This is a genomic window from Variovorax sp. VaC1 (genome assembly GCF_043658315.1).
Taxonomy (GTDB): Bacteria; Pseudomonadota; Gammaproteobacteria; order Burkholderiales; family Burkholderiaceae_C; genus Variovorax.
On the sequence record NZ_JBIGLT010000002.1, the window covers coordinates 163,194 to 181,202 of the forward strand.

Sequence of the window (18,009 nt, forward strand, 5' to 3'; positions counted from 1 at the left end):
AGGCCATGCACCACCGTGTTTCACCGGAAGGGTTCGCACCAATCGCGTGCGGGCACCGTTTTTGCTTGAATGCCGAAGCATTCACATTCACGGAAACCGCATGAACAAGCGCCAACTGATCCAGTCCTTCCTCGCCGCCTCGGCTCTGAGCTTCGGCCTTGCTCCGGCCTTTGCGCAGACCCCGACGCCGATCAAGTTCCAGCTCGACTGGCGCTTCGAAGGACCGGCCGCGCTGTTCCTGCACCCCGCCGCCAAGGGCTACTTCAAGGCCGCCGGCCTCGACGTGACCATCGACGCCGGCAACGGCTCGGGCGGCACCGTCACGCGCGTGGCCTCGGGCGCCTACGAAATGGGTTTTGCCGACCTCGCGGCGCTCATGGAATTCCACGCCAACAACCCCGACAGCCCGAACAAGCCGGTCGCGGTGATGATGGTCTACAACAACACGCCGGCCTCGGTCATGGCGCTCAAGAAGAGCGGCATCACCAAGCCGGTCGACCTCACGGGCAAGAAGCTCGGCGCGCCGGTGTTCGACGCGGGCCGCCGCGCCTTCCCGATCTTCGCGAAAGCCAACAACATCGGCGCCGTCAACTGGACCGCGATGGACCCGACGCTGCGCGAAACCATGCTGATGCGCGGCGACATCGACGCCATCACCGGCTTCACCTTCACCTCGCTGCTCAACCTCGAGGCGCGCGGCGCCAAGACGGCCGACGTGGTGATCCTTCCCTACCCCGACTACGGCGTGAAGCTCTACGGCAACGTCATCATCGCGTCGCCCAAGCTCATCAAGGAGAACCCGGCGGCGGTGAAGGCCTTCCTCTCAGCCTTCACCAAGGGCGCGAAGGAAGTCATTGCCAACCCGGCCGCAGCCATCGCCTCGGTGAAGGCGCGCGACGGCATCGTCGACAGCAAGCTCGAAACACGCCGCCTGCAACTGGCCATCGACACCGTCATCAACAGCCCCGATGCGCGCACCGAGGGCTTCGGCGTGGTCAACGCGGGCCGCATGGCACTGATGGCGTCGCAGGTGTCGGACGCGTTCAACACCAAGACCCGCGTGAGCCCCGATGCCGTGTGGACAGCCTCGCTGCTGCCGCCCGCCGCTGAACTCAACACCGTCCTGCGCAAGTGATGCAGGCAGCCCCGTCGGACACCACGGCTCCCTTCGTCGATTTCCAGGACGTCTGGCTCGCCTACAACGAAGAGCTGCTGCGCGCGAACCACTTCGCGGTCGAGGCCATCGACCTGAAGGTCAGGCGCGGCGAATTCATCGCCATCGTCGGGCCTTCGGGCTGCGGCAAGTCGACCTTCATGAAGCTCACCACCGGGCTGAAGATGCCGTCGATGGGCAAGATCCGCATCGACGGTGCACCGGTCACCGGGCCGCTGAAGATCTCGGGCATGGCCTTCCAGGCACCGTCGCTGCTGCCGTGGCGCACCACGGTCGACAACGTGCTGCTGCCGCTTGAAATCGTCGAGCCCTACCGATCGAACTTCAAGGCCAGGCGCAAGGAATACGTCGAGCGCGCGCGCAAACTGCTGCAGAAGGTGGGCCTTGCGGGCTATGAAGACAAGTTTCCGTGGCAGCTCTCGGGCGGCATGCAGCAGCGCGCGAGCATCTGCCGCGCGCTCATCCACGAACCCAAGATGCTGCTGCTCGACGAGCCCTTCGGCGCGCTCGATGCGTTCACGCGCGAAGAGCTGTGGTGCATCCTGCGCGACCTCTGGACCGAGCAGCAGTTCAACGTGATCCTGGTCACGCACGACCTGCGCGAATCGGTGTTCCTGGCCGACACGGTGTACGTGATGAGCAAGAGCCCGGGACGCTTCGTGGTCAAGCGCGAGATCGAACTGCCGCGTCCACGCGAACTCGAACTCACCTACACGAAGGAGTTCACCGACATCGTGCTGGAGCTTCGCGGGCACATCGGCGCCATCCGCAACACGGGCATCAGCGCGGCGCAAACGGCCGCCGCCGTGTCGCACTGAGCGGAGCGCACCCATGAAGAACACCAAGCAAATCGAACGCTGGTCGCCGTGGCTGCTGCTGGTCGCGGTGATCCTGCTGTGGCAGATCATCTGCGCGGGCTTCGAGGTTTCCGACTTCATCTTCCCGAGCCCTTGGCGCATCTGGACGCAGTTCTGGGAATACAAGGAAATCATCGCGGGCCACGCGTGGCGCACCTTCTGGGTCACGATGGCGGGCTTTGGCCTGGCGATCGTGGTGGGCGTGCTGATGGGCTTCGTCATCGGCAGCTCGCGCATTGCCTATGCGGCGATCTACCCGCTGATGACGGCCTTCAACGCGCTGCCCAAGGCGGCCTTCGTGCCGATTCTGGTGGTGTGGTTCGGCATCGGCGTCGGCCCGGCGATCCTCACGGCCTTCCTGATCAGCTTCTTCCCGATCATGGTCAACATCGCGACCGGCCTGGCCACGCTGGAGCCCGAGCTCGAAGACGTGCTGCGCGTGCTCGGCGCCAAGCGCTGGGACGTGCTCATGAAGATCGGCCTGCCGCGCTCCATGCCCTACTTCTTCGGCTCGCTGAAGGTCGCCATCACGCTGGCCTTCGTCGGCACCACGGTGAGCGAGATGACGGCCGCCAACGAAGGCATCGGCTACCTGCTGATCTCCGCCGGCTCGGCCATGCAGATGGGCCTGGCCTTCGCGGGCCTGATGGTGGTGGGCGCGATGGCCATGCTGATGTACGAGCTTTTCAGCGTGATTGAAAAGCACACCACCGGCTGGGCGCACCGCGGTTCGCAGAACCAGTAAGCGCACGACCACGTCGCGGCCCGGCGCAAGCCGGGCACGGGCATCCTCGTGCCCCGACCCGCGCCAATGCGGCCTTACCAGGGCTGCGTGGTCGGCAGCACGAAGACCTCGGCCACGTTGACGTGCTTCGGCGCCTTCAGCGCGAAGAGGATGGTGTCGGCGATGTCCTCGGCCTTGAGAAAGGTCATCTGGTCCTTCAGCGCTTCCATCTGCTCGCGGTACTTTTCGTCGGAGATGTGTTCGAACAGCTCCGACTCGACCGCGCCGGGCTGAATGCAGGTCACGCGGATGTTGTGCTTCGGTGCAACCTCCAGCCGCAGCCCTTCCGAGAACGCCGTGACCGCATGCTTGCTGGCGCAATAGACCGACAGCCCCGGAAACACCTTGCGGCCCGCAATCGACGAAGTGTTCACGATATGGCCACCACCTTGCCGCTTCATGTACGGCAGCACTTCCGCTGTCGTGTTGAGCAGGCCCTTCACGTTGACATCCATCATGCGATGCCATTCATCGGTCTTGAGGCTTTCGACATCCGAGATGGGCATCAGGCCGGCGTTGTTGAAGGCGATGTCGATCGCGCCCCAGGCGTCCGCCAGCTTGCGCACGCCCGAGGCGACGGATGCCTGGTCGGTGACATCCATCTCGATTGCCAGCGCCTCGCCGCCCGCGGCACGGATATCGGCCACGAGTCGATCGAGCCGGTCGCGGCGGCGGGCGGCGACACCGACCTTCACGCCATTGGCAGCCAACTTGCGCGCGGTTGCGGCACCGATCCCGCTTGAAGCACCGGAGACCAGTGCGACTTTTCCATTGAGTTCCATGACAGTTTTCTTCCATTCATCCAGTTGAGGTTTCGTACCTTGTCGTGCCTCTTCGGCACGGGATGAATGGTCGGCTTGCAGCGCGTTTGGAGCGCTCGCGCCGTTGCGGACACTGTCGGGATCTTGCTGTCCGTCGGCTCAGCTCCTGCCGCGGTATTCACTCGGCGCCACGCCCACCTCGCGCCTGAAGACCTGGGCAAAGTGGCTGGGGCTGGTGTAGCCGACGTCGAGACCGATCTCGATCACAGGCTTCGTGGTGTCGCGCAGCAAACGGCGCGCACGTTCGATGCGCATGCGGATGAAGTAGCGCGAAGGCGCAAAGCCCGTCGTCTTCTTGAATGCGCGACAGAAATGGAATTCACTGAGCCCCGCCGCGCGTGCCAGCGGTTCGAGCTGGAAGCTCCGGGCCAATCCGGCCTCGAGCATGTCGATGATGCGGTGGAGCTTGAACGCGGGCAGGCCGCCGCGCGGTGCGGGAGAGCGCTTGCCGGGGTCGGGATACGCGCGCGCAAGATGGACCGCCAAGCCCTGGGCGAGCCCCTGCACCATCAACGCGCTGGGCTTGTGCCGCGACATGAGTTCGCTGCGCAATTGTTCGAGGAAGAGCGACAGCGTCGGATCGCTCGCGCCGGACACCTCCCTGAGCACCAGCACCGGCTCGTCGTCGGGCTGGATCTCCTTGAAGGCCCGGCGCATGACGTCGAGCCCCAGGTAGACATGCATCACGCGAAAAGGCTCCCTGCCTCGCGTCGTCCAGCGAAGCTCGCACGGCCTCGGAGATGTGGTCAGGAAGAAGTCGCCGACGTTGACCGCATTGGCAATCCAGGTGCCGCCCAGTTCGCGCTCTTCCACGACGGCGCTTCCCGAGAGCACCCATACGATGAGCGGCTCGGGCACGGCCGGGATGATCGGGCTCTCCTGCACCGGTCGGCGCTGGAAGACCTGCACGAGCAGGTCTTTCCACGGCTTGCCCTTGCTGCTGGCAATCAGTTCGCCCGGTACGCGCTCGTCAAGCGCTTCGGCGGTTGCGCGGTCTGTTGAAGGCATGGCGTTCGTCGGTCGGTGCTGCGTTGCAAGGATCGCATCGTCGGTGCCTCGGGTCCAGTGACGAGGCATCGACGCCGCGGATGGGCAGTGCGCGAAGCCCCTCGGCCGCCTCAACCGCCGCAGTTGTTCGACGCGTCGACCGCGCTGTTGCGCATGTCGAACCACTGGCTGGCGGCCTCGCCCACCGATTTGCCCGAACCGTCTTTCATGGCGGCCACCAGCGTGCGCGTGCCGCCGATGAGGCTGTCGATCTTGTCCTTGTACATCGCGCACACCGGGTCCCACGCGGGCGGTGCCTTCGGGTCCTTGCGCAGCGTGCCGAGCTCGGTGTTCGCGGCGCTCACGGCCTGCAGCGCGGTGTCGATGGCGGGCACGTTCTGCTTGTCGTCGAGCGCGGCCTTCACGGCGGTCGCGAGCTTGCGGGTTTCGAGCGAGACCTTCAGCTTGTGGAAGCCGACGGTTCCGGGCTTGAGCGTGGCCAGTTCCGCCTCATCGCGCTTGAGCGTCTGCGCCGACAGCGCCGTGCCGAAGGCCACGGTGGCCTTGTTGGCCGCACTCAGGGCCGCAACCAGCGGGCCGTCCATCTGGCGCGCCTTGGCGCCCTTGTCGCTCAGATATTCCTTGGTGCTTTCGTAGGTGCGGGCTTCCTTGATCAGCGGGTTGACCGCTTCGAGCGCAGCCTTGAGCGCCTTGCCGGGTTCGTCCAGCTCCGGCAGAGACTGCGTCATGGCCATCGCCTTCTCGAACGCGCGCAGGGCGGCGTCGACGTCGCCACCGCCGAAGCTGTAGCTGTCCAGCGGCGCGCCGGCCTTGGCGATCTTCGGATTGGCGCGCTGGTAGTCGCGCAGGATCTTGCCGAAGCTGTGCCATTGCAGCAGCTTGTTGTAGGCCATCACGTAGGCATTCAGTTTTTCGACCTGCTGCTTTTCAGGCACGACCAGGCCGGGCGCAGCGGTCGGTACCGCCGACGACGCCGGCGCATCCGGCTTGCATCCGGCCAGGACGACGGTCAGCGGCAGGGCCAGAACGGCAACGAGACGGGCGGCGTTGTGCGTGCGAAATGCTGTCATGCGGGTTCCTCCTGAGGTGATGAATCCGCAGACTCTAAACGGCGGCGACCGCCGTCTTCTTCAGGTTCCTGTGCTATGGCTGGCGGGTGCGGCAAGGCCTTCCGGCGAGGCGAGCAGCAGCGACGCTTCGTCGCGCCAGTAGGCCACGGCCGCCAGCCAGCCCTCCCACACGCAGCCGTTGCAGCCGCGCCCGCAGCAGGTGGTGGGCTCGGGTGGCGGCACGCGCAAGTCGACCTGTTGTGCGGCGGCTTCGGACCGGATGGCCGCGATCAGCGCCTGGGCGCTCGCGAGGTTGGTCGGCGGGGGAAAGTCTGTGTCGGCGAAAGGCATGGGCAGCGGTCGATTGTCGGTGCTTCAGCAGCTCTTCAGGGACGGCGCCGTGTGCTCGCACAGAATCGCGGCGATGGCCCGCTCCGCTGCCAACCCGTCTGTCTTTCCGGCCACGCTGCCGCGCATGGCGCACGTCGATCTGCTGCGTGGCCTGCTGGTGGTGTTCGTCATCCTGCTGCATGCGAACCTGCGCATTCCGTTCGGTCCGCCGGCGCTGGCGCAATCGCTGGGGCCGCGGCTCACCGGCATTCTTTTTCGCAGCGGCTACTACGCGGTGATCGTGTTCTTCGTGGTCTCGGGCTATCTCATCACGAGCGCATCGATCCGCCGCTGGGGCCGGCTGTCGCAGGTGCGGCCCGCGGCGTTCTATCGCTTGCGCGCCGCGCGCATCCTGCCGAGCCTGCTGCTGCTCCTGGCGGTGTTGAGCGTGCTGCATCTGGCGGGCAGCGCATGGTTCGCGCTCGACACCGACAAGGTCTCGCTCTGGCGTGCGTTGCTGGCGGCGCTGGGGCTGCATCTCAACTGGCTGGAGGCACAGGTCGGCTACCTGCCAGGGCCATGGGGCGTGCTGTGGTCGCTGTCGGTGGAAGAGGCCTTCTACCTGGGCTTTCCCCTGCTCTGCGTGCTGATGCGCAACGAACGGCGGCTGGGCCTGCTGCTGCTCGTGCCGATCGCGCTCGGGCCGTTCGCGCGCAGCGTGTTCAGCGACAACGAACTCTGGCAAGACCACTCGTACCTCTCCGGCATGGACGGCATCGCCTTCGGCTGCCTTGCGGCCCTGCTCGCGCACCGCATGCCCCGGCTGCCGTCGGTGGCCGTGCAGCGGCTCGTGCTGATCGCGGGCGTGGTGCTGAGCGTGGGTGTCTTCTGCTTTCGCAAGGAGGTGTTTCACCTGGGCCTGACGCGCTTCGGCTTGCAGGTGACGCTGCTCGAGATGGGCGTGGCGCTGCTGCTGGTGGCCACGCAATGGCGGCCGTGGACATGGTGCGAAAGCGCCGCGGCTGCGCCGCTGCGCTGGTTCGGGCGGCACAGCTACGAGGTCTACCTGAGCCACATGTTCGTGGTGATTCCCGCCGCCTGGCTGTACCTGCAGGCCGACGCATCGCCTGCGTGGATTCCGCTCTGGTTCGTGGCCGTGGTCGCGGCCTCGGGCCTGCTGGGGCAGGCGGTGGCGCGGTGTTTTTCCGATCCGTGCAACCGCGCGCTCAGGGCGCCGGGAGGGTTCGGCGCACTCAAATCGTTCAGGCTGCTCAGGCGTCGAGGTTGAGTTCGAGCCGCATCTTCGCGCCGCCCGACTCGCTCGATCCGATGGTCAGCTGGCCGCCATGCAAGCGCGCGACCTCGGCCACCAGGTGCAGCCCGAGGCCGGCCCCGCGGCCGCGCGGCACGAGCCGGTGGAACGGCGCCACCACGCGCTCGCGGTCGGCTTCGGGAATGCCGGGGCCCGAGTCGAGCACCTCGATGCACGACGGCTCGCACAGCCGCACCTGGATGTCGCAACCCTGCCCGCCATGCTCGATGGCGTTCTGGATCAGGTTGGCAAGCGCGCGCTCGAGCGAGGGCGCATCGCCGCGCACCGCCAGCACGTGCGGTGCATCGACCGACAGCGTGCAGCGGTTCATGATCGCCAGTGGCGCGATGTCGGCCGCCGCCCGTTCGCACAGCGCCTTCAGGTCCACCTGCTGGTCGTGCGATGCGATGTGGTCGAGGCGCTGCAGGTCGAGCAACTGCTCGGCGAGCGTGGCCAGTCGCGCCGAGGCCTGCATCAGCTTCACCTTGAGCGGACCGTTCGGCAGCCCTTCGAGGTGGATCTGCAGCGTGGTGATGGGCGTGCGCAACTCGTGCGCCGCATCGGCCAGAAAGCGCTCCTGCCGGTCGTAGCCTTCGTTGAGGCGGTCGAAGGCGCGGTTGACGGCATTGACCAGCGGCCGGATCTCGCTGGCCACGTTGTCCAGCGGCAGGCGCGTGGTGCGCTCGTGCACGTCGATGCTCTCCGCATGTTCGGCGGTGGCCACCACGCCCTTCAGGCCGCGCTTGACCACGAACGGCGTGGCCAGGATCACGCCGAGGCTGGTCAGCAGCGCCATCGGTGCGACCAGGAACAGGAACACCATGCCCGTGCCCTTGAGCGTGTTCTTGACCGTCAGCGGGCCGCCGGTCTGCACCATCACGTTGACCGGGCCCGCACTGCTCTGCACGCGCTCGAAGCGGGCCTTGGGCTGCGTGTTGTCCGACGAGGGCTCGATGCCCATGCGCTCCATGCCGTTGAGTGCGGACAGGAGCGCGACGTACCTCGGCGGCACCTCGCCTTCGCGGATTTCACCGCCCTTGTCATCGCGGGCGATGAACCAGAAGGGTGGATCGGCCTTCTGCAGGCGCTGGAACTCGGACGTCGGCGCCATGACGAGCTTGCCTTGGGCATCGCGGGCCAGCGCCCGCTGGATCACCCCGATGGTCTCCTGCCCGGTTTCATCGACCATGCGGCCCAGCACCCAGACCAGGCCGATGAAGCCGCCCAGCACCAGCGAGCCGACCACCACCTGCAACAGGATCAGGCTCCAGATCAGCCGCCATCGCAGCGAGAGCAGGCTCATCATGGGGAAGACGACGTGGCGCAGATCAGGTAGCCCACGCCGCGTATGGCATGGATCTCGACCTGCGCGCCGGCCTTGTCGAGCTTGGAGCGCAGGCGCGAGACGTGCGTGTCGAGCGCGTTGGACTGGATCTCGTCCTTGTGGCCGTACACGCGGTCTTGCAGCGCCTCGCGCAGCACCGTGCGGCCGCGGTGCTCCAGCAGGGCTTCGAGCACGAGCAGTTCGCGGCGCGGCAAGGTGAGGCTCTGCTCGCCCACATGGGCCTGCCGCGCGTGATGGTCGAAGTGCAGCTGGCCGAGCGTCATGACGAGGTGGGTGCGCACCGCCGGGCGCCGCGCCAGCGCGCGCACGCGCGCCATCAACTCGTCCATCGAGAAGGGCTTGGCGAGGTAGTCGTCGGCACCGCCGTCGAGGCTCAGCACGCGCTCGGCCACGTCGGTCATGGCGGTGAGCACCAGCACCGCCGTGGCGATATCGTTCTGGCGCAGGAAGGACACGAGCGACAGGCCATCGCCATCGGGCAGGCCGCGGTCGAGCACGATCACGTCATGCTGGGCGCCGAGCACGGCTTCTTCAGCTTCGCGCAGCGAGCCCGCCACGTCGACCACCGCCTGGTTCTGACGCAGCGCCGACGCCAGGGCTTGCGCCAGATCGACTTCGTCTTCGACAAGCAGGATTCTCATGAGGGGAGGCAGTGCACCGGGTGCTGGAAAAAGAAGCGGGCCATTCTAGGAGAGGGCTTCGCAAGGAAGGCGCAATGTTCGCGCAATGCAGGTGCATAAGCTGTGCCGTTTCGTCCTACACACCCTTCATCGGTGACATCCCGCCCCGCGAGCCCCTCTACCCTGCGTTCAGTGCCCTGGTACATGGCGTTGGGACAGCGGATCGCCACGCTCTGGGTGGTCAAGATGATCGGCACCGCGCTCGGCATCACGGGCTTTTTCTTCCTGTACTTCTGGGTGATGCACAACCCGCCGTCGGAGCCGACGGTGATGCCGCTCACCCCGCTCGACCACTGGGTCGGCGTGAGCGACGATGCGATGCTGCTGTACGGCTCGCTGTGGTTCTACATCTCGCTGCCCTCGGCCCTTGCAAGGGACAAGGCCGAACTGTGGGCCTGTGCACGCGACGCCGCGATCATGGCGACCGTCGGCCTGGTGGTCTTCTGGTTCTTTCCGACCACGGTGCCGGTGTTTCCGGTCGACTGGGCGAACTACCCGGCGCTGCAGTTCCTCAAGGCCACCGACGTGGGCGGCAATGCCTTTCCGTCGCTGCACGTCGCGTTCGCGGTGCTCACCACGGTGATGCTGGGGCGCCAGCTGCGCAGCGTGAGGGCGCCCGGCTGGACGCATGCGGTGAATGTGCTGTGGTCGCTGGGCATCGTCTATTCGACGCTGGCGACGCGCCAGCACGTGCTGATCGACGTGCTCGGCGGCATGCTGCTCGCGGGCGTGGTCAGCTGGGCAGGAACCGCGCGCAGCGGGCTGGTGTGGCGCGAAGCCTAGGCGCCCAGGGCATCTTGAGCACCCTGGGCACGGGGTCTCACCAGAAGATCCAGAGGGCGAGGCCGCCGAAGATGGCCCACTTCACAAGGTAGTACACGCGCTTGTCCCAGGCCTTCAGGCGCTTGCCGACCACGCGGATCTGGTAGATGTACTTGAACGCGCGGTTGATGCCGCCCGTCTTGTCGCCCGCATCGTTGGGCGAGCTGGCGGCGGCCAGCAGGTTCTTGGCGAACCAGCGGTTCACCGCACTGGCCCAGCGGTACTTCAGCGGGCGCTCGATGTCGCAGAACAGGATCACGCGGTCGTGGTCGGTCGTGTTCTCGGCGTAGTGGATGAAGGTTTCGTCGAACACCACGGCCTCGCCGTCGCGCCAGTGGTAGCGCTGGCCGTCCACGTCGATGTAGCAGCCTTCGACGCCGGGGGTCCACAGGCCCAGGTGGTAGCGCAGCGAACCGGCGAAGGGGTCGCGATGGCGCACCAGGCGGCTGCCGGGTGGCAGCTCGGCAAACATGGCGGCCTTGATGGTGCCGATGCCCTTGAGCAGTTCGGTCGTGCGCGGGCACAGCACCGCGGCCGACGGATGCGCCTCGTCGTACCACTTGAGGTAGAAGCGCTTCCAGCCACTCTTGAAGAAGGAGTTGAAGCCCACGTCGTTGAACTGGCTCGATGCCTTGATGCTGCCGCCGTTGCGCATGGCCAGCGCTTCTTCGCGGATGACTTCCCAGTTTTCTTCGAGGATGCGCATTTCAGGAAACTGCGCGGGCGACAGGTACGGCGTACCCGGCACCTTCGAGAAAAGGTACATGAAGACGTTCAGCGGGGCGAGGAAGGTCGAGTGGTCAGAGAGCTGTCTGAAGAACTTGTGCCGGACCTGGCCGCGGAAATGAACGTAGAGCGCGCTGAGCGCGAAGATAGCAAGAATGACCCACTTCATTTTGGAAAGTGTCCTGTAGAGCGCACCGGCTAGTGTAAATCGGGGCCCCGAAACGGACCTGACCAGGCTCTTTGACCGTGTCCCGACCCCGGGGAAGAAGGTTCAGCTGCAGAGCATGGGCTGCGGCGCCTCGGCCATCGCCAGCGGCAGCCGCACCGAGGCCAGCAGGCCGCCCCCCGGGGCTTCGCCCAGCACCACTTCGCCGCCGTGCTTGTCGACCACGGACTTGACGATGGCCAGCCCCAGGCCGCTGCCGCTCTGGCTCTGGTCGGGGTTGCGGAAGAAGCGGTCGAACACCCGCTCGCGCAGCACGGCCGGAATGCCGGGCCCCTGGTCGGCCACCGTCAGCAGGGCCTGCGCGCCGTCGCAGGCCACGTGCACCGTGACGGTCGCGCCCGGCGGGCTGTACTTGATGGCGTTGTTGATGAGGTTGTCGATCATCGAGACCAGGCTCTCGCGCTCGCCGAGCACCGGCACGCGCTCGTCGCTCACCAACTCCAGCTCGACGTCGCGGGCACTGGCCAGGCCTTCGATCATGGCCAGCCGGTCTTGCACCAGCGCATCGAGCGACAGCATGACCGGCAGCGTGTTGTCGGACACCGCGTCGCTGCGCATGAGCTGCAGCAACTGGCCTACCAGCCGCGCCGCGCGGTCGTTGCTTCGCAGCAGGTTGCCCATCAGTTCGCGCTGGCCCTCGTCGGTGCTCTGCTCTTTCAGCGCCTCCACGTTCACGCGCATCGCGGCCAGCGGCGTGCGCAGCTCGTGGGCCGCATCGGCGATCAGGCTGCGCTCGCGCGAGGTGCTGTCGCGCACGCGCTGCAACAGGCTGTTGATGCTCTGCACCAGCGGCTGCAGTTCCTTGTGGGGCGGCGTGTACGACAGCGGCGTCAGGTCGTTCGGGCCGCGCTCGGCGGTCTCCTTGCTCACCTGCCGCCACGGACGCAGCGCCAGCCGCACCGACAGCCACGCCGGAAAGATCAGAAACGGCAGGCTGATCACCAGCGGCAGCAGGTAGAAGCCCCGGTACATGACCGTGACCGTCAACCGCCAGACGCTGGGTTCGGCCAGCATCACGCTGGTGTCGGAGTTGGGCGACGCCAGCGTGCGCGCACGCCACTCGCGCCCGCCCGCCTTGACGGTCTCGATGAGGTTCGGCGCCGAATTCAGGATGACGGGCACGGCCGCCGTCGAGCGATAGATCAGCTTGCCGCGTTGCCACACCTGCATGACGGGCGAGGTGTCCGATGCGGCGTCGCCGTCGCCCACGGTTTCGAGCAGCGCAGCGTCGAAGGCGGCAAGCGTTTCCTGCTGCTTGTCGGGCCGATCGGCCAGGTTCTGCGCGATCGAGGTGACGGTCTGGAAGATCTTGTCGTACTTCAGCAGCTCCGGGTCTTCGTACGAGTCGTACAGCAGCAGCGCGATGGCCATGGTCCACAGCAGCGCGACCACGCCCATCTGCGCCAGCAGCAGGCGCCGCATCAGGGAAGGTTGTTTCCAGTTCTTCCAGCGCTGCGCCAGCGCCTGCATCATTTCGGGCTGCTCCGCACCAGCGATTGCACGTCGATCACATAACCGATGCCGCGCACCGTGCGGATGTAGCCCTGGCCGATCTTGCGGCGCAAGTTGGAGATATGCACTTCCAGCGAGTTGCTGCCGTTGGCCTGCCCGCCGGGCAGCACCTGCTCTTCCATCACGCGGCGCGTGACCACGCGGCCGGTGCGCTTGAGCAGCAGCGCCAGCAGGTCGAACTCGCAGCGCGACAGTTCCACCGGCTCGCCGTCGACGATCACGCCGCGCGTGGGCTCGTGCAGCGCCAGGCCGCGCATGCGGATGGTCTCGTCGTTGAAGCCGTAGCTGCGGCGCGCCAATGCCCGCACGCGCGACAGCAGCTCGGCCAGCGCGAAGGGCTTGACGAGGTAGTCGTCGGCGCCGTCGTCCAGGCTGCGCAGGCGGTCGTTGAGCGCATCGCGTGCGCTCAGCACCAGCACCGGCAGGATCTGCCGGTCGCGGCGCAGGCGGAACAGCAGGTCGAGCCCGTCGCCATCGGGCAGCCCGAGGTCGAGCAGCACCATGTCGAAGGTTCCGCCGTCGAGGGTACGCAGCGCATCGTCCAGGCGGCGGACCCACACCACGTCCATGCCCTGATTGGCCAGGGCGATGCGCACGCCATTGCCGAGATCAAGGTCGTCCTCAACAAGCAAAAGATTCATGGGTCTCCACGCGAAATCGCCCGATTCCGGGATAAGGGCCGAAGTATCTGCCAAGCCCTGGCAGCGCACTTCAGGAAATCTTCATTAATCCCGCAGCGGTTCTTCAGGTACGAAAACGACACTGGAGCGACCCCTTACCCCTTGCACACGGAGCATCGATTTGAATCGACCACCAGTCCCGCCTGCCCGACCCACCCGGTTTCAACCCCGGCGCAGAGACGTGCTGCGCGCCCTGGCGGCCTGCCCGCCGGCCTTTGCACTTGCAGGTGTCGCCGGGCTCGCGGCCTGCGGCGGCAGCAGCGGTGCGCGCGTCGGGGCCGGAACCGGCACGGGCAACGGACCCGTGGCCGTCACCGACCGGCGCGTGAAGGTGTCGGGCACGCCCGATGTGTCTTTGCAGGTGCGCGACTGGCAGCGCCCCGGCACCACCGGGCCGACCATTGTGCTGCTGCCGGGCCTGGGCGGCAACGCCCGCTGCTTCGACAGCCTCGCGCCCGCGCTGGCGTCCCGCTCGCGCGTGCTGGCGATCAGCCGGCGAGGCTACGGCCTGTCCGACAAGCCCGTGCCGGTGAAGACGGCGACGCAGCACTACGAGGTGGACACGCTCACCTCCGACCTGAAGGCGGTGCTCGACGAACTGGGCCTCTTGCGCGTGGTGCTCGGCGGCCATTCGATCGCGGGCAACGAGCTGACGCGTTTTGCAGGCCGCTACCCCGAGCGGGTGCGCGGGCTGGTCTACCTCGACACCACCTTCGATTACACGCTGAACGGCGACACCGGCGGCGAGGAACTGCCGCTCAACCGCCGGCTCGACGAACCCAGGCCAACCGCCAGGGACAGCCGCTCGTTGCAGGCCGCCATCGCGTTCAATCGGCGCAAGACCAAGAACTGGTGGCCCCCGCTCGAGGCGAACCTGCTCGATGCCGTCGACCTGCGCATCGACGGCAGCGTGCGAATGAAAACGTCGGAAGCCATCGACACCGCCGTGGACACGGCCGCCCACAGCTTCTCGCCGGACTACAAGGCCGTGCGCGCCCCGGCGCTGGTCGTGACCGCCCTGCCCGCCGACAACCGCGACCTGTTTCCCTGGCTCGAATTGCCGCTGGACGCAAAGACCGAGAAGGACGCGGCCGACTACCTGCGCATCTTGCGGCGCGCGCGCATCTCGGACTCGAATCTCCTGGTGGCCGCGCTGAACACCCCGCACCGGCTGACCCTCGACAACTGCGGCCACACCGACTTCTACATGGAGCGCGAGGCCGAGGTGTTGCGGGCGATCCAGTTCATGACGTGGGCCTGAGCGCCGACACCACCTCCCCCGCCATCGCGTGCGCCTTGCTGCTGCCTGGGCATGCGATGCCGCCGGCCCGCGCCTTCAGCCATGAAGAGCGTCGCGCCGGCGGTTCGGCCGTCGCGGACGCACAAGCAACCCTCTCGTCTCTCCTGTCAGTAACGGAACCTTCATGAAGTCCAAGAAAACCGGCCCCCGCGGCATTGGCCCCGCATTCGATGTCATCGGCGGCAAATGGAAAGCGGTATCCTCTGGGAGCTGCACGCGCAACCCTGCCGCTTCGGCGAACTGAAGCGGCTGCTGCCGGGCATCAGCGAGAAGATGCTGATCCAGCAACTGCGCGAGCTGGAAGCCGATGGCATCGTCCATCGCGAGGTGTTCCACGAGGTGCCGCCCCGCGTCGAATATTCCGAGACCAAGCTGGGCACCACGCTCAACGAGGCGCTCGCCCCGCTGGCCGCCTGGGGCGACCGCCATGCAAAGCGCGTGGACGCCGCGCGCAAGAAAGCCGAAGCGGCGAAGTGACCGTGCGCGCCGCACGCTTACTGCGTGCTGCGCCGATCGATCAATCGGCCCAACCGGTCTCGATCTCGGTTTTCACCTCGGTCATGAGCTTGTGGACCGGGCACTTGCCCGCCACGCGCAGCAGCTCGTCGCGCTGCGTTTCGGTGAGGTTGCCGCTCAGGCGCAGGCCCGACTTCAGGCGATAGACGCCCTTGCGTTCTTCGCTGTCGTCGCGGTCGACCACGACCTCGATGTCTTCCACCGGAATGCCCTTGCGGCGCGCGTAGATCAGCACCGTCAACGCCTTGCAGGCGGCCAGCGATGCGTCGTACAGGTCGTGCGGCGTCGGGCCGCCATCGCTGCCGCCACCCTCCGGCGAGGCATCGACCGGAATCTCGTGGTTGCGGATCTTGAGGGTGTGCCGCGTGCCGGTGGTGTCGTCGCGGCGGATCGAAATGCTCATGCCGGTGTCCTTGGTGAAGGGAAGAAATTCATTCAGGGCGCGAGCGGCTTCACGTACAGGATGGTCGTGAAACCGCTGTGCCATTCGAGATCGGGGTAGCGGCCCGCCTCGCGGTAGCCATGCGCCGTGTAGAAGCCCTGGCTGCTTTCGTTGAAGGTGTCGGTTTCGAGCCGCGCCACCTCGACGCCCGCCGCGCGCATGCCGTCTTCGGCGAAGGCCATCAGCGCGCGGGCGATGCCCTTGCGCTGGTGCGCGGTGGGCACGTGCAGCGCATGCACGAAGTCGTGTTCCCAGTGCACCATGCCGACCACCTCGCCGTCGATCTCGGCAACGAAGAAGGCAGTGCCCATCTGGTCGATGTAGCCGACCGGCTCGCCGCTCTCGCGGTAGGCCTGCAGGGCCTCGGGCGTGAGCTGCGGCTGCCAGGTGCTCGCGAAGGTGTCGTCGAGGATGGCCTTGACGGCGTCGAAGTCGGCGAGTTGCCAGGGACGGATGGTGATGGCGGTGGTGTCTTGCATGCGCTCGCGATGGTAGCCGCGGGGCTCAGCGGTCGACGGCGAGCATCAAGGTCTCCTTGATCTCTTCCATGACCACGTAGCTGTGCGACTCGGCCGCCACCGGCAGCTTCTTCAAGATGTCGCCCAGCAGGTGCCGGTACTCGCTCATGCCGCTCAGGCGCGCCTTCACGAGGTAGTCGAAGCTGCCCGACACCAGGTGGCATTCGAGCACCTCGGGCATGTGCAGCAGCTCCTGCTTCACCTTGTCGAACACGTCGCCCGACTTGGCCGACAGCTTGATCTCGACGAACACCAGCAGCGTCTTGCCCAGCGCCTCGGGCGACACGCGCGCGTGGTAGCCGGTGATGACGCCGTCGCGCTCCATGCGCTTGACGCGCTCGGCGCAGGGCGAGGCCGACAGGCCGATGTGCTCGGCCAGCTCGGTCATGGAAACGCGGCCCTGGCGTTGCAGCAGGTCGAGGATCTTGCGGTCGATTCGGTCGAGTTCGGGCATTTCACTCCGCGCGTGGCATTGGAGGTTTTTCGGCAGTGGATTTCACCGTCAAACCGTCAAAAACAATGAAATCCACTGCATTGTGCACTTTAGATTCACATCATTCCATTTGAATCAGCGGATACACCATGAAAGTCATCGTTCTCGGCGGCGGCGTGATCGGCACCACCACGGCTTACTACCTCGCACGCTCCGGCGCCGAGGTCACCCTGCTCGACCGGCAGGCCGGCCCGGCGGAAGAAACCAGCTTCGGCAATGCCGGCCAGGTGTCGCCCGGCTACTCCACGCCGTGGGCCGCGCCGGGCATTCCGCTGAAGGCGATCAAGTGGATGTTCCAGAAGCACGCGCCGCTGTCGATCCGCCCCGATGGCACGCTCTACCAGCTGCGCTGGATGGCCGCGATGCTGCGCAACTGCTCGCCCGAGCGCTATGCGATCAACAAGGAACGCATGATGCGCGTGGCCGAATACAGCCGCGGCTGCCTGCAGCAGCTGCGCGCCGACACCGGCCTGCAGTACGAGCAGCGCACCGGCGGCACGCTGCAACTGTTCCGCACGCAGGCGCAGCTCGATGCGGTGCAACGCGACATCGCGGTGCTCGAAGAATGCGGCGTGCCTTACGAACTGCTCGACCGCGATGCGCTCGCCCGCGTCGAGCCCGCGCTGGCCGGAGCGCGCGACCGACTCACGGGCGGCCTGCGCCTGCCCAACGACGAAACCGGCGACTGCCACCTGTTCACGCGCGGCCTGGCCGACATCGCACGCGGCCTGGGCGTGGACTTCCGCTTCGGCCAGACCATCGACGGCCTCGAAACCGACGGCGACCGCATCACCGGCGTGCGCACCACCACGGGCAAGATCCTCACGGCCGACCGCTATGTGATGGCCTTCGGCAGCTACTCGCGCGCCGCCATCGCGTCGCTGGGCCTCGACATTCCGGTCTACCCGGTCAAGGGCTATTCGCTTACCGTGCCGCTGGTCGACGAATCGCTCGCGCCGCAATCGACCGTGCTCGACGAAACGTACAAGGTGGCCGTCACCCGCTTCGACAACCGCATTCGCGTGGGCGGCATGGCCGAACTCGGCGGCTACGACCTGCGCCTGAACCCGAACCGCCGCGCCACGCTCGAGAAGGTGGTGAGCGACCTGTTCCCCGGCGGCGACCTGCCCGCCGCCAGCTTCTGGACCGGCCTGCGCCCGATGACGCCTGACAGCACGCCCATCGTCGGCGCCACGCGCTACGGCAACCTGTTCCTCAACACCGGCCACGGCACGCTGGGCTGGACCATGGCCTGCGGCTCGGGCAAGCTGATCTCCGACATGGTGACCGGCCAGCGGCCGGAGATCCGTACCGACGGGCTGGGGATGGACCGCTACGAGCAAGGCCCGTCGCGCGGTACGCGTCCTAGCCCTGCGGCTGCGCCGGCCTGACGCTGGGGGCGCTCGCGGTTTGG

The 18,009-nt window shown here is 66.8% G+C and carries 20 protein-coding genes; 8 read left to right on the forward strand and 12 right to left on the reverse strand.

Annotated elements, in window-relative coordinates:
* The first annotated feature begins 100 nt into the window (after positions 1 to 100).
* Genes ACGLHS_RS07710 through ACGLHS_RS07720 form a run of 3 tightly spaced genes read left to right on the forward strand, consistent with a single transcriptional unit; the run spans position 101 to position 2,776 of the window.
* Positions 101 to 1,135 carry an ABC transporter substrate-binding protein gene (locus ACGLHS_RS07710; RefSeq protein WP_394478470.1) on the forward strand — a complete coding sequence of 345 codons (1,035 nt, stop codon included), beginning with the start codon at positions 101 to 103 and terminating at the stop codon, positions 1,133 to 1,135.
* Complete coding sequence (locus tag ACGLHS_RS07715) at positions 1,135 to 1,992, forward strand: ABC transporter ATP-binding protein (protein ID WP_394478472.1); 858 nt, start codon at positions 1,135 to 1,137, stop codon at positions 1,990 to 1,992. Before ACGLHS_RS07710 ends, ACGLHS_RS07715 begins: the two co-directional genes overlap by 1 nt.
* 13 nt (positions 1,993 to 2,005) lie before the next feature.
* Entirely contained in the window at positions 2,006 to 2,776 is a 771-nt protein-coding gene (locus ACGLHS_RS07720) for an ABC transporter permease (protein ID WP_093238469.1), read from the forward strand.
* 74 nt (positions 2,777 to 2,850) lie between these two features.
* Here the strand turns inward: ACGLHS_RS07720 and ACGLHS_RS07725 are convergent, their stop codons facing one another.
* From ACGLHS_RS07725 to ACGLHS_RS07740, 4 genes are all read right to left on the reverse strand, one after another.
* Positions 2,851 to 3,597 (reverse strand): SDR family oxidoreductase, encoded by a 747-nt coding sequence (locus ACGLHS_RS07725; protein ID WP_394478475.1) that lies wholly within the window; start codon positions 3,595 to 3,597, stop codon positions 2,851 to 2,853.
* Positions 3,598 to 3,735: 138 nt separating this feature from the next.
* Entirely contained in the window at positions 3,736 to 4,644 is a 909-nt protein-coding gene (locus tag ACGLHS_RS07730; protein WP_394478477.1) for a helix-turn-helix domain-containing protein, read from the reverse strand.
* A 110-nt stretch (positions 4,645 to 4,754) separates the two neighbouring features.
* A complete protein-coding gene (locus tag ACGLHS_RS07735) occupies positions 4,755 to 5,714 on the reverse strand; it encodes a DUF3829 domain-containing protein (protein ID WP_394478479.1) in 960 nt (319 codons plus the stop codon).
* Positions 5,715 to 5,774: 60 nt separating this feature from the next.
* Positions 5,775 to 6,044, reverse strand: coding sequence for an oxidoreductase-like domain-containing protein (locus ACGLHS_RS07740; protein WP_394478481.1), 270 nt, complete (start codon positions 6,042 to 6,044; stop codon positions 5,775 to 5,777).
* A 73-nt stretch (positions 6,045 to 6,117) separates the two neighbouring features.
* Here ACGLHS_RS07740 and ACGLHS_RS07745 point away from each other — a divergent pair, with 73 nt between their 5' ends.
* On the forward strand, positions 6,118 to 7,311 hold the full coding sequence (locus tag ACGLHS_RS07745; RefSeq protein WP_394478483.1) for an acyltransferase family protein: 1,194 nt from the start codon (positions 6,118 to 6,120) through the stop codon (positions 7,309 to 7,311).
* Here the strand turns inward: ACGLHS_RS07745 and ACGLHS_RS07750 are convergent.
* Together ACGLHS_RS07750 and ACGLHS_RS07755 are read right to left on the reverse strand one after the other, a co-directional pair.
* Complete coding sequence (locus ACGLHS_RS07750; protein WP_394478485.1) at positions 7,295 to 8,641, reverse strand: sensor histidine kinase; 1,347 nt, start codon at positions 8,639 to 8,641, stop codon at positions 7,295 to 7,297. The genes ACGLHS_RS07745 and ACGLHS_RS07750 overlap by 17 nt on opposite strands.
* Positions 8,638 to 9,321, reverse strand: coding sequence for a response regulator transcription factor (locus tag ACGLHS_RS07755; RefSeq protein WP_093238462.1), 684 nt, complete (start codon positions 9,319 to 9,321; stop codon positions 8,638 to 8,640). The genes ACGLHS_RS07750 and ACGLHS_RS07755 overlap by 4 nt, the downstream gene beginning before the upstream one ends.
* 132 nt (positions 9,322 to 9,453) lie before the next feature.
* On the opposite strand from ACGLHS_RS07755, the gene ACGLHS_RS07760 reads away from it, so the two are divergent.
* A complete protein-coding gene (locus ACGLHS_RS07760) occupies positions 9,454 to 10,143 on the forward strand; it encodes a phosphatase PAP2 family protein (protein ID WP_394478487.1) in 690 nt (229 codons plus the stop codon).
* 37 nt (positions 10,144 to 10,180) lie between these two features.
* On the opposite strand, the gene lpxO is transcribed toward ACGLHS_RS07760, so the two are convergent.
* The 3 genes from lpxO to ACGLHS_RS07775 all read right to left on the reverse strand — a co-directional run bounded on the left by lpxO (position 10,181) and on the right by ACGLHS_RS07775 (position 13,287).
* A complete protein-coding gene (gene lpxO, locus ACGLHS_RS07765; protein WP_093238461.1) occupies positions 10,181 to 11,077 on the reverse strand; it encodes a lipid A hydroxylase LpxO in 897 nt (298 codons plus the stop codon).
* 102 nt (positions 11,078 to 11,179) lie between these two features.
* Complete coding sequence (locus tag ACGLHS_RS07770) at positions 11,180 to 12,607, reverse strand: HAMP domain-containing sensor histidine kinase (protein WP_093238460.1); 1,428 nt, start codon at positions 12,605 to 12,607, stop codon at positions 11,180 to 11,182.
* Positions 12,604 to 13,287 carry a response regulator gene (locus ACGLHS_RS07775; protein WP_093238458.1) on the reverse strand — a complete coding sequence of 228 codons (684 nt, stop codon included), beginning with the start codon at positions 13,285 to 13,287 and terminating at the stop codon, positions 12,604 to 12,606. Before ACGLHS_RS07775 ends, ACGLHS_RS07770 begins: the two co-directional genes overlap by 4 nt.
* 220 nt (positions 13,288 to 13,507) lie before the next feature.
* On the opposite strand from ACGLHS_RS07775, the gene ACGLHS_RS07780 reads away from it, so the two are divergent.
* Positions 13,508 to 14,587 carry an alpha/beta fold hydrolase gene (locus ACGLHS_RS07780; RefSeq protein WP_394478490.1) on the forward strand — a complete coding sequence of 360 codons (1,080 nt, stop codon included), beginning with the start codon at positions 13,508 to 13,510 and terminating at the stop codon, positions 14,585 to 14,587.
* Between the two features lie 225 nt (positions 14,588 to 14,812).
* Positions 14,813 to 15,103, forward strand: a complete 291-nt coding sequence (locus ACGLHS_RS07785; protein WP_394478492.1) for a winged helix-turn-helix transcriptional regulator — start codon at positions 14,813 to 14,815, stop codon at positions 15,101 to 15,103.
* A gap of 40 nt (positions 15,104 to 15,143) precedes the next feature.
* On the opposite strand, the gene ACGLHS_RS07790 is transcribed toward ACGLHS_RS07785, so the two are convergent.
* The 3 genes from ACGLHS_RS07790 to ACGLHS_RS07800 are packed head-to-tail and all read right to left on the reverse strand — an operon-like array spanning position 15,144 to position 16,556.
* Positions 15,144 to 15,545: an OsmC family protein gene (locus ACGLHS_RS07790; RefSeq protein WP_093238454.1), complete on the reverse strand. Its 402-nt coding sequence runs from the start codon at positions 15,543 to 15,545 to the stop codon at positions 15,144 to 15,146.
* A gap of 32 nt (positions 15,546 to 15,577) precedes the next feature.
* Positions 15,578 to 16,063 carry a GNAT family N-acetyltransferase gene (locus ACGLHS_RS07795; protein WP_394478495.1) on the reverse strand — a complete coding sequence of 162 codons (486 nt, stop codon included), beginning with the start codon at positions 16,061 to 16,063 and terminating at the stop codon, positions 15,578 to 15,580.
* A gap of 25 nt (positions 16,064 to 16,088) precedes the next feature.
* Complete coding sequence (locus ACGLHS_RS07800; RefSeq protein ID WP_093238451.1) at positions 16,089 to 16,556, reverse strand: winged helix-turn-helix transcriptional regulator; 468 nt, start codon at positions 16,554 to 16,556, stop codon at positions 16,089 to 16,091.
* 128 nt (positions 16,557 to 16,684) lie between these two features.
* Here ACGLHS_RS07800 and ACGLHS_RS07805 point away from each other — a divergent pair, with 128 nt between their 5' ends.
* Positions 16,685 to 17,986, forward strand: coding sequence for a D-amino acid dehydrogenase (locus ACGLHS_RS07805; RefSeq protein WP_394478497.1), 1,302 nt, complete (start codon positions 16,685 to 16,687; stop codon positions 17,984 to 17,986).
* Positions 17,987 to 18,009 lie beyond the last annotated feature (23 nt).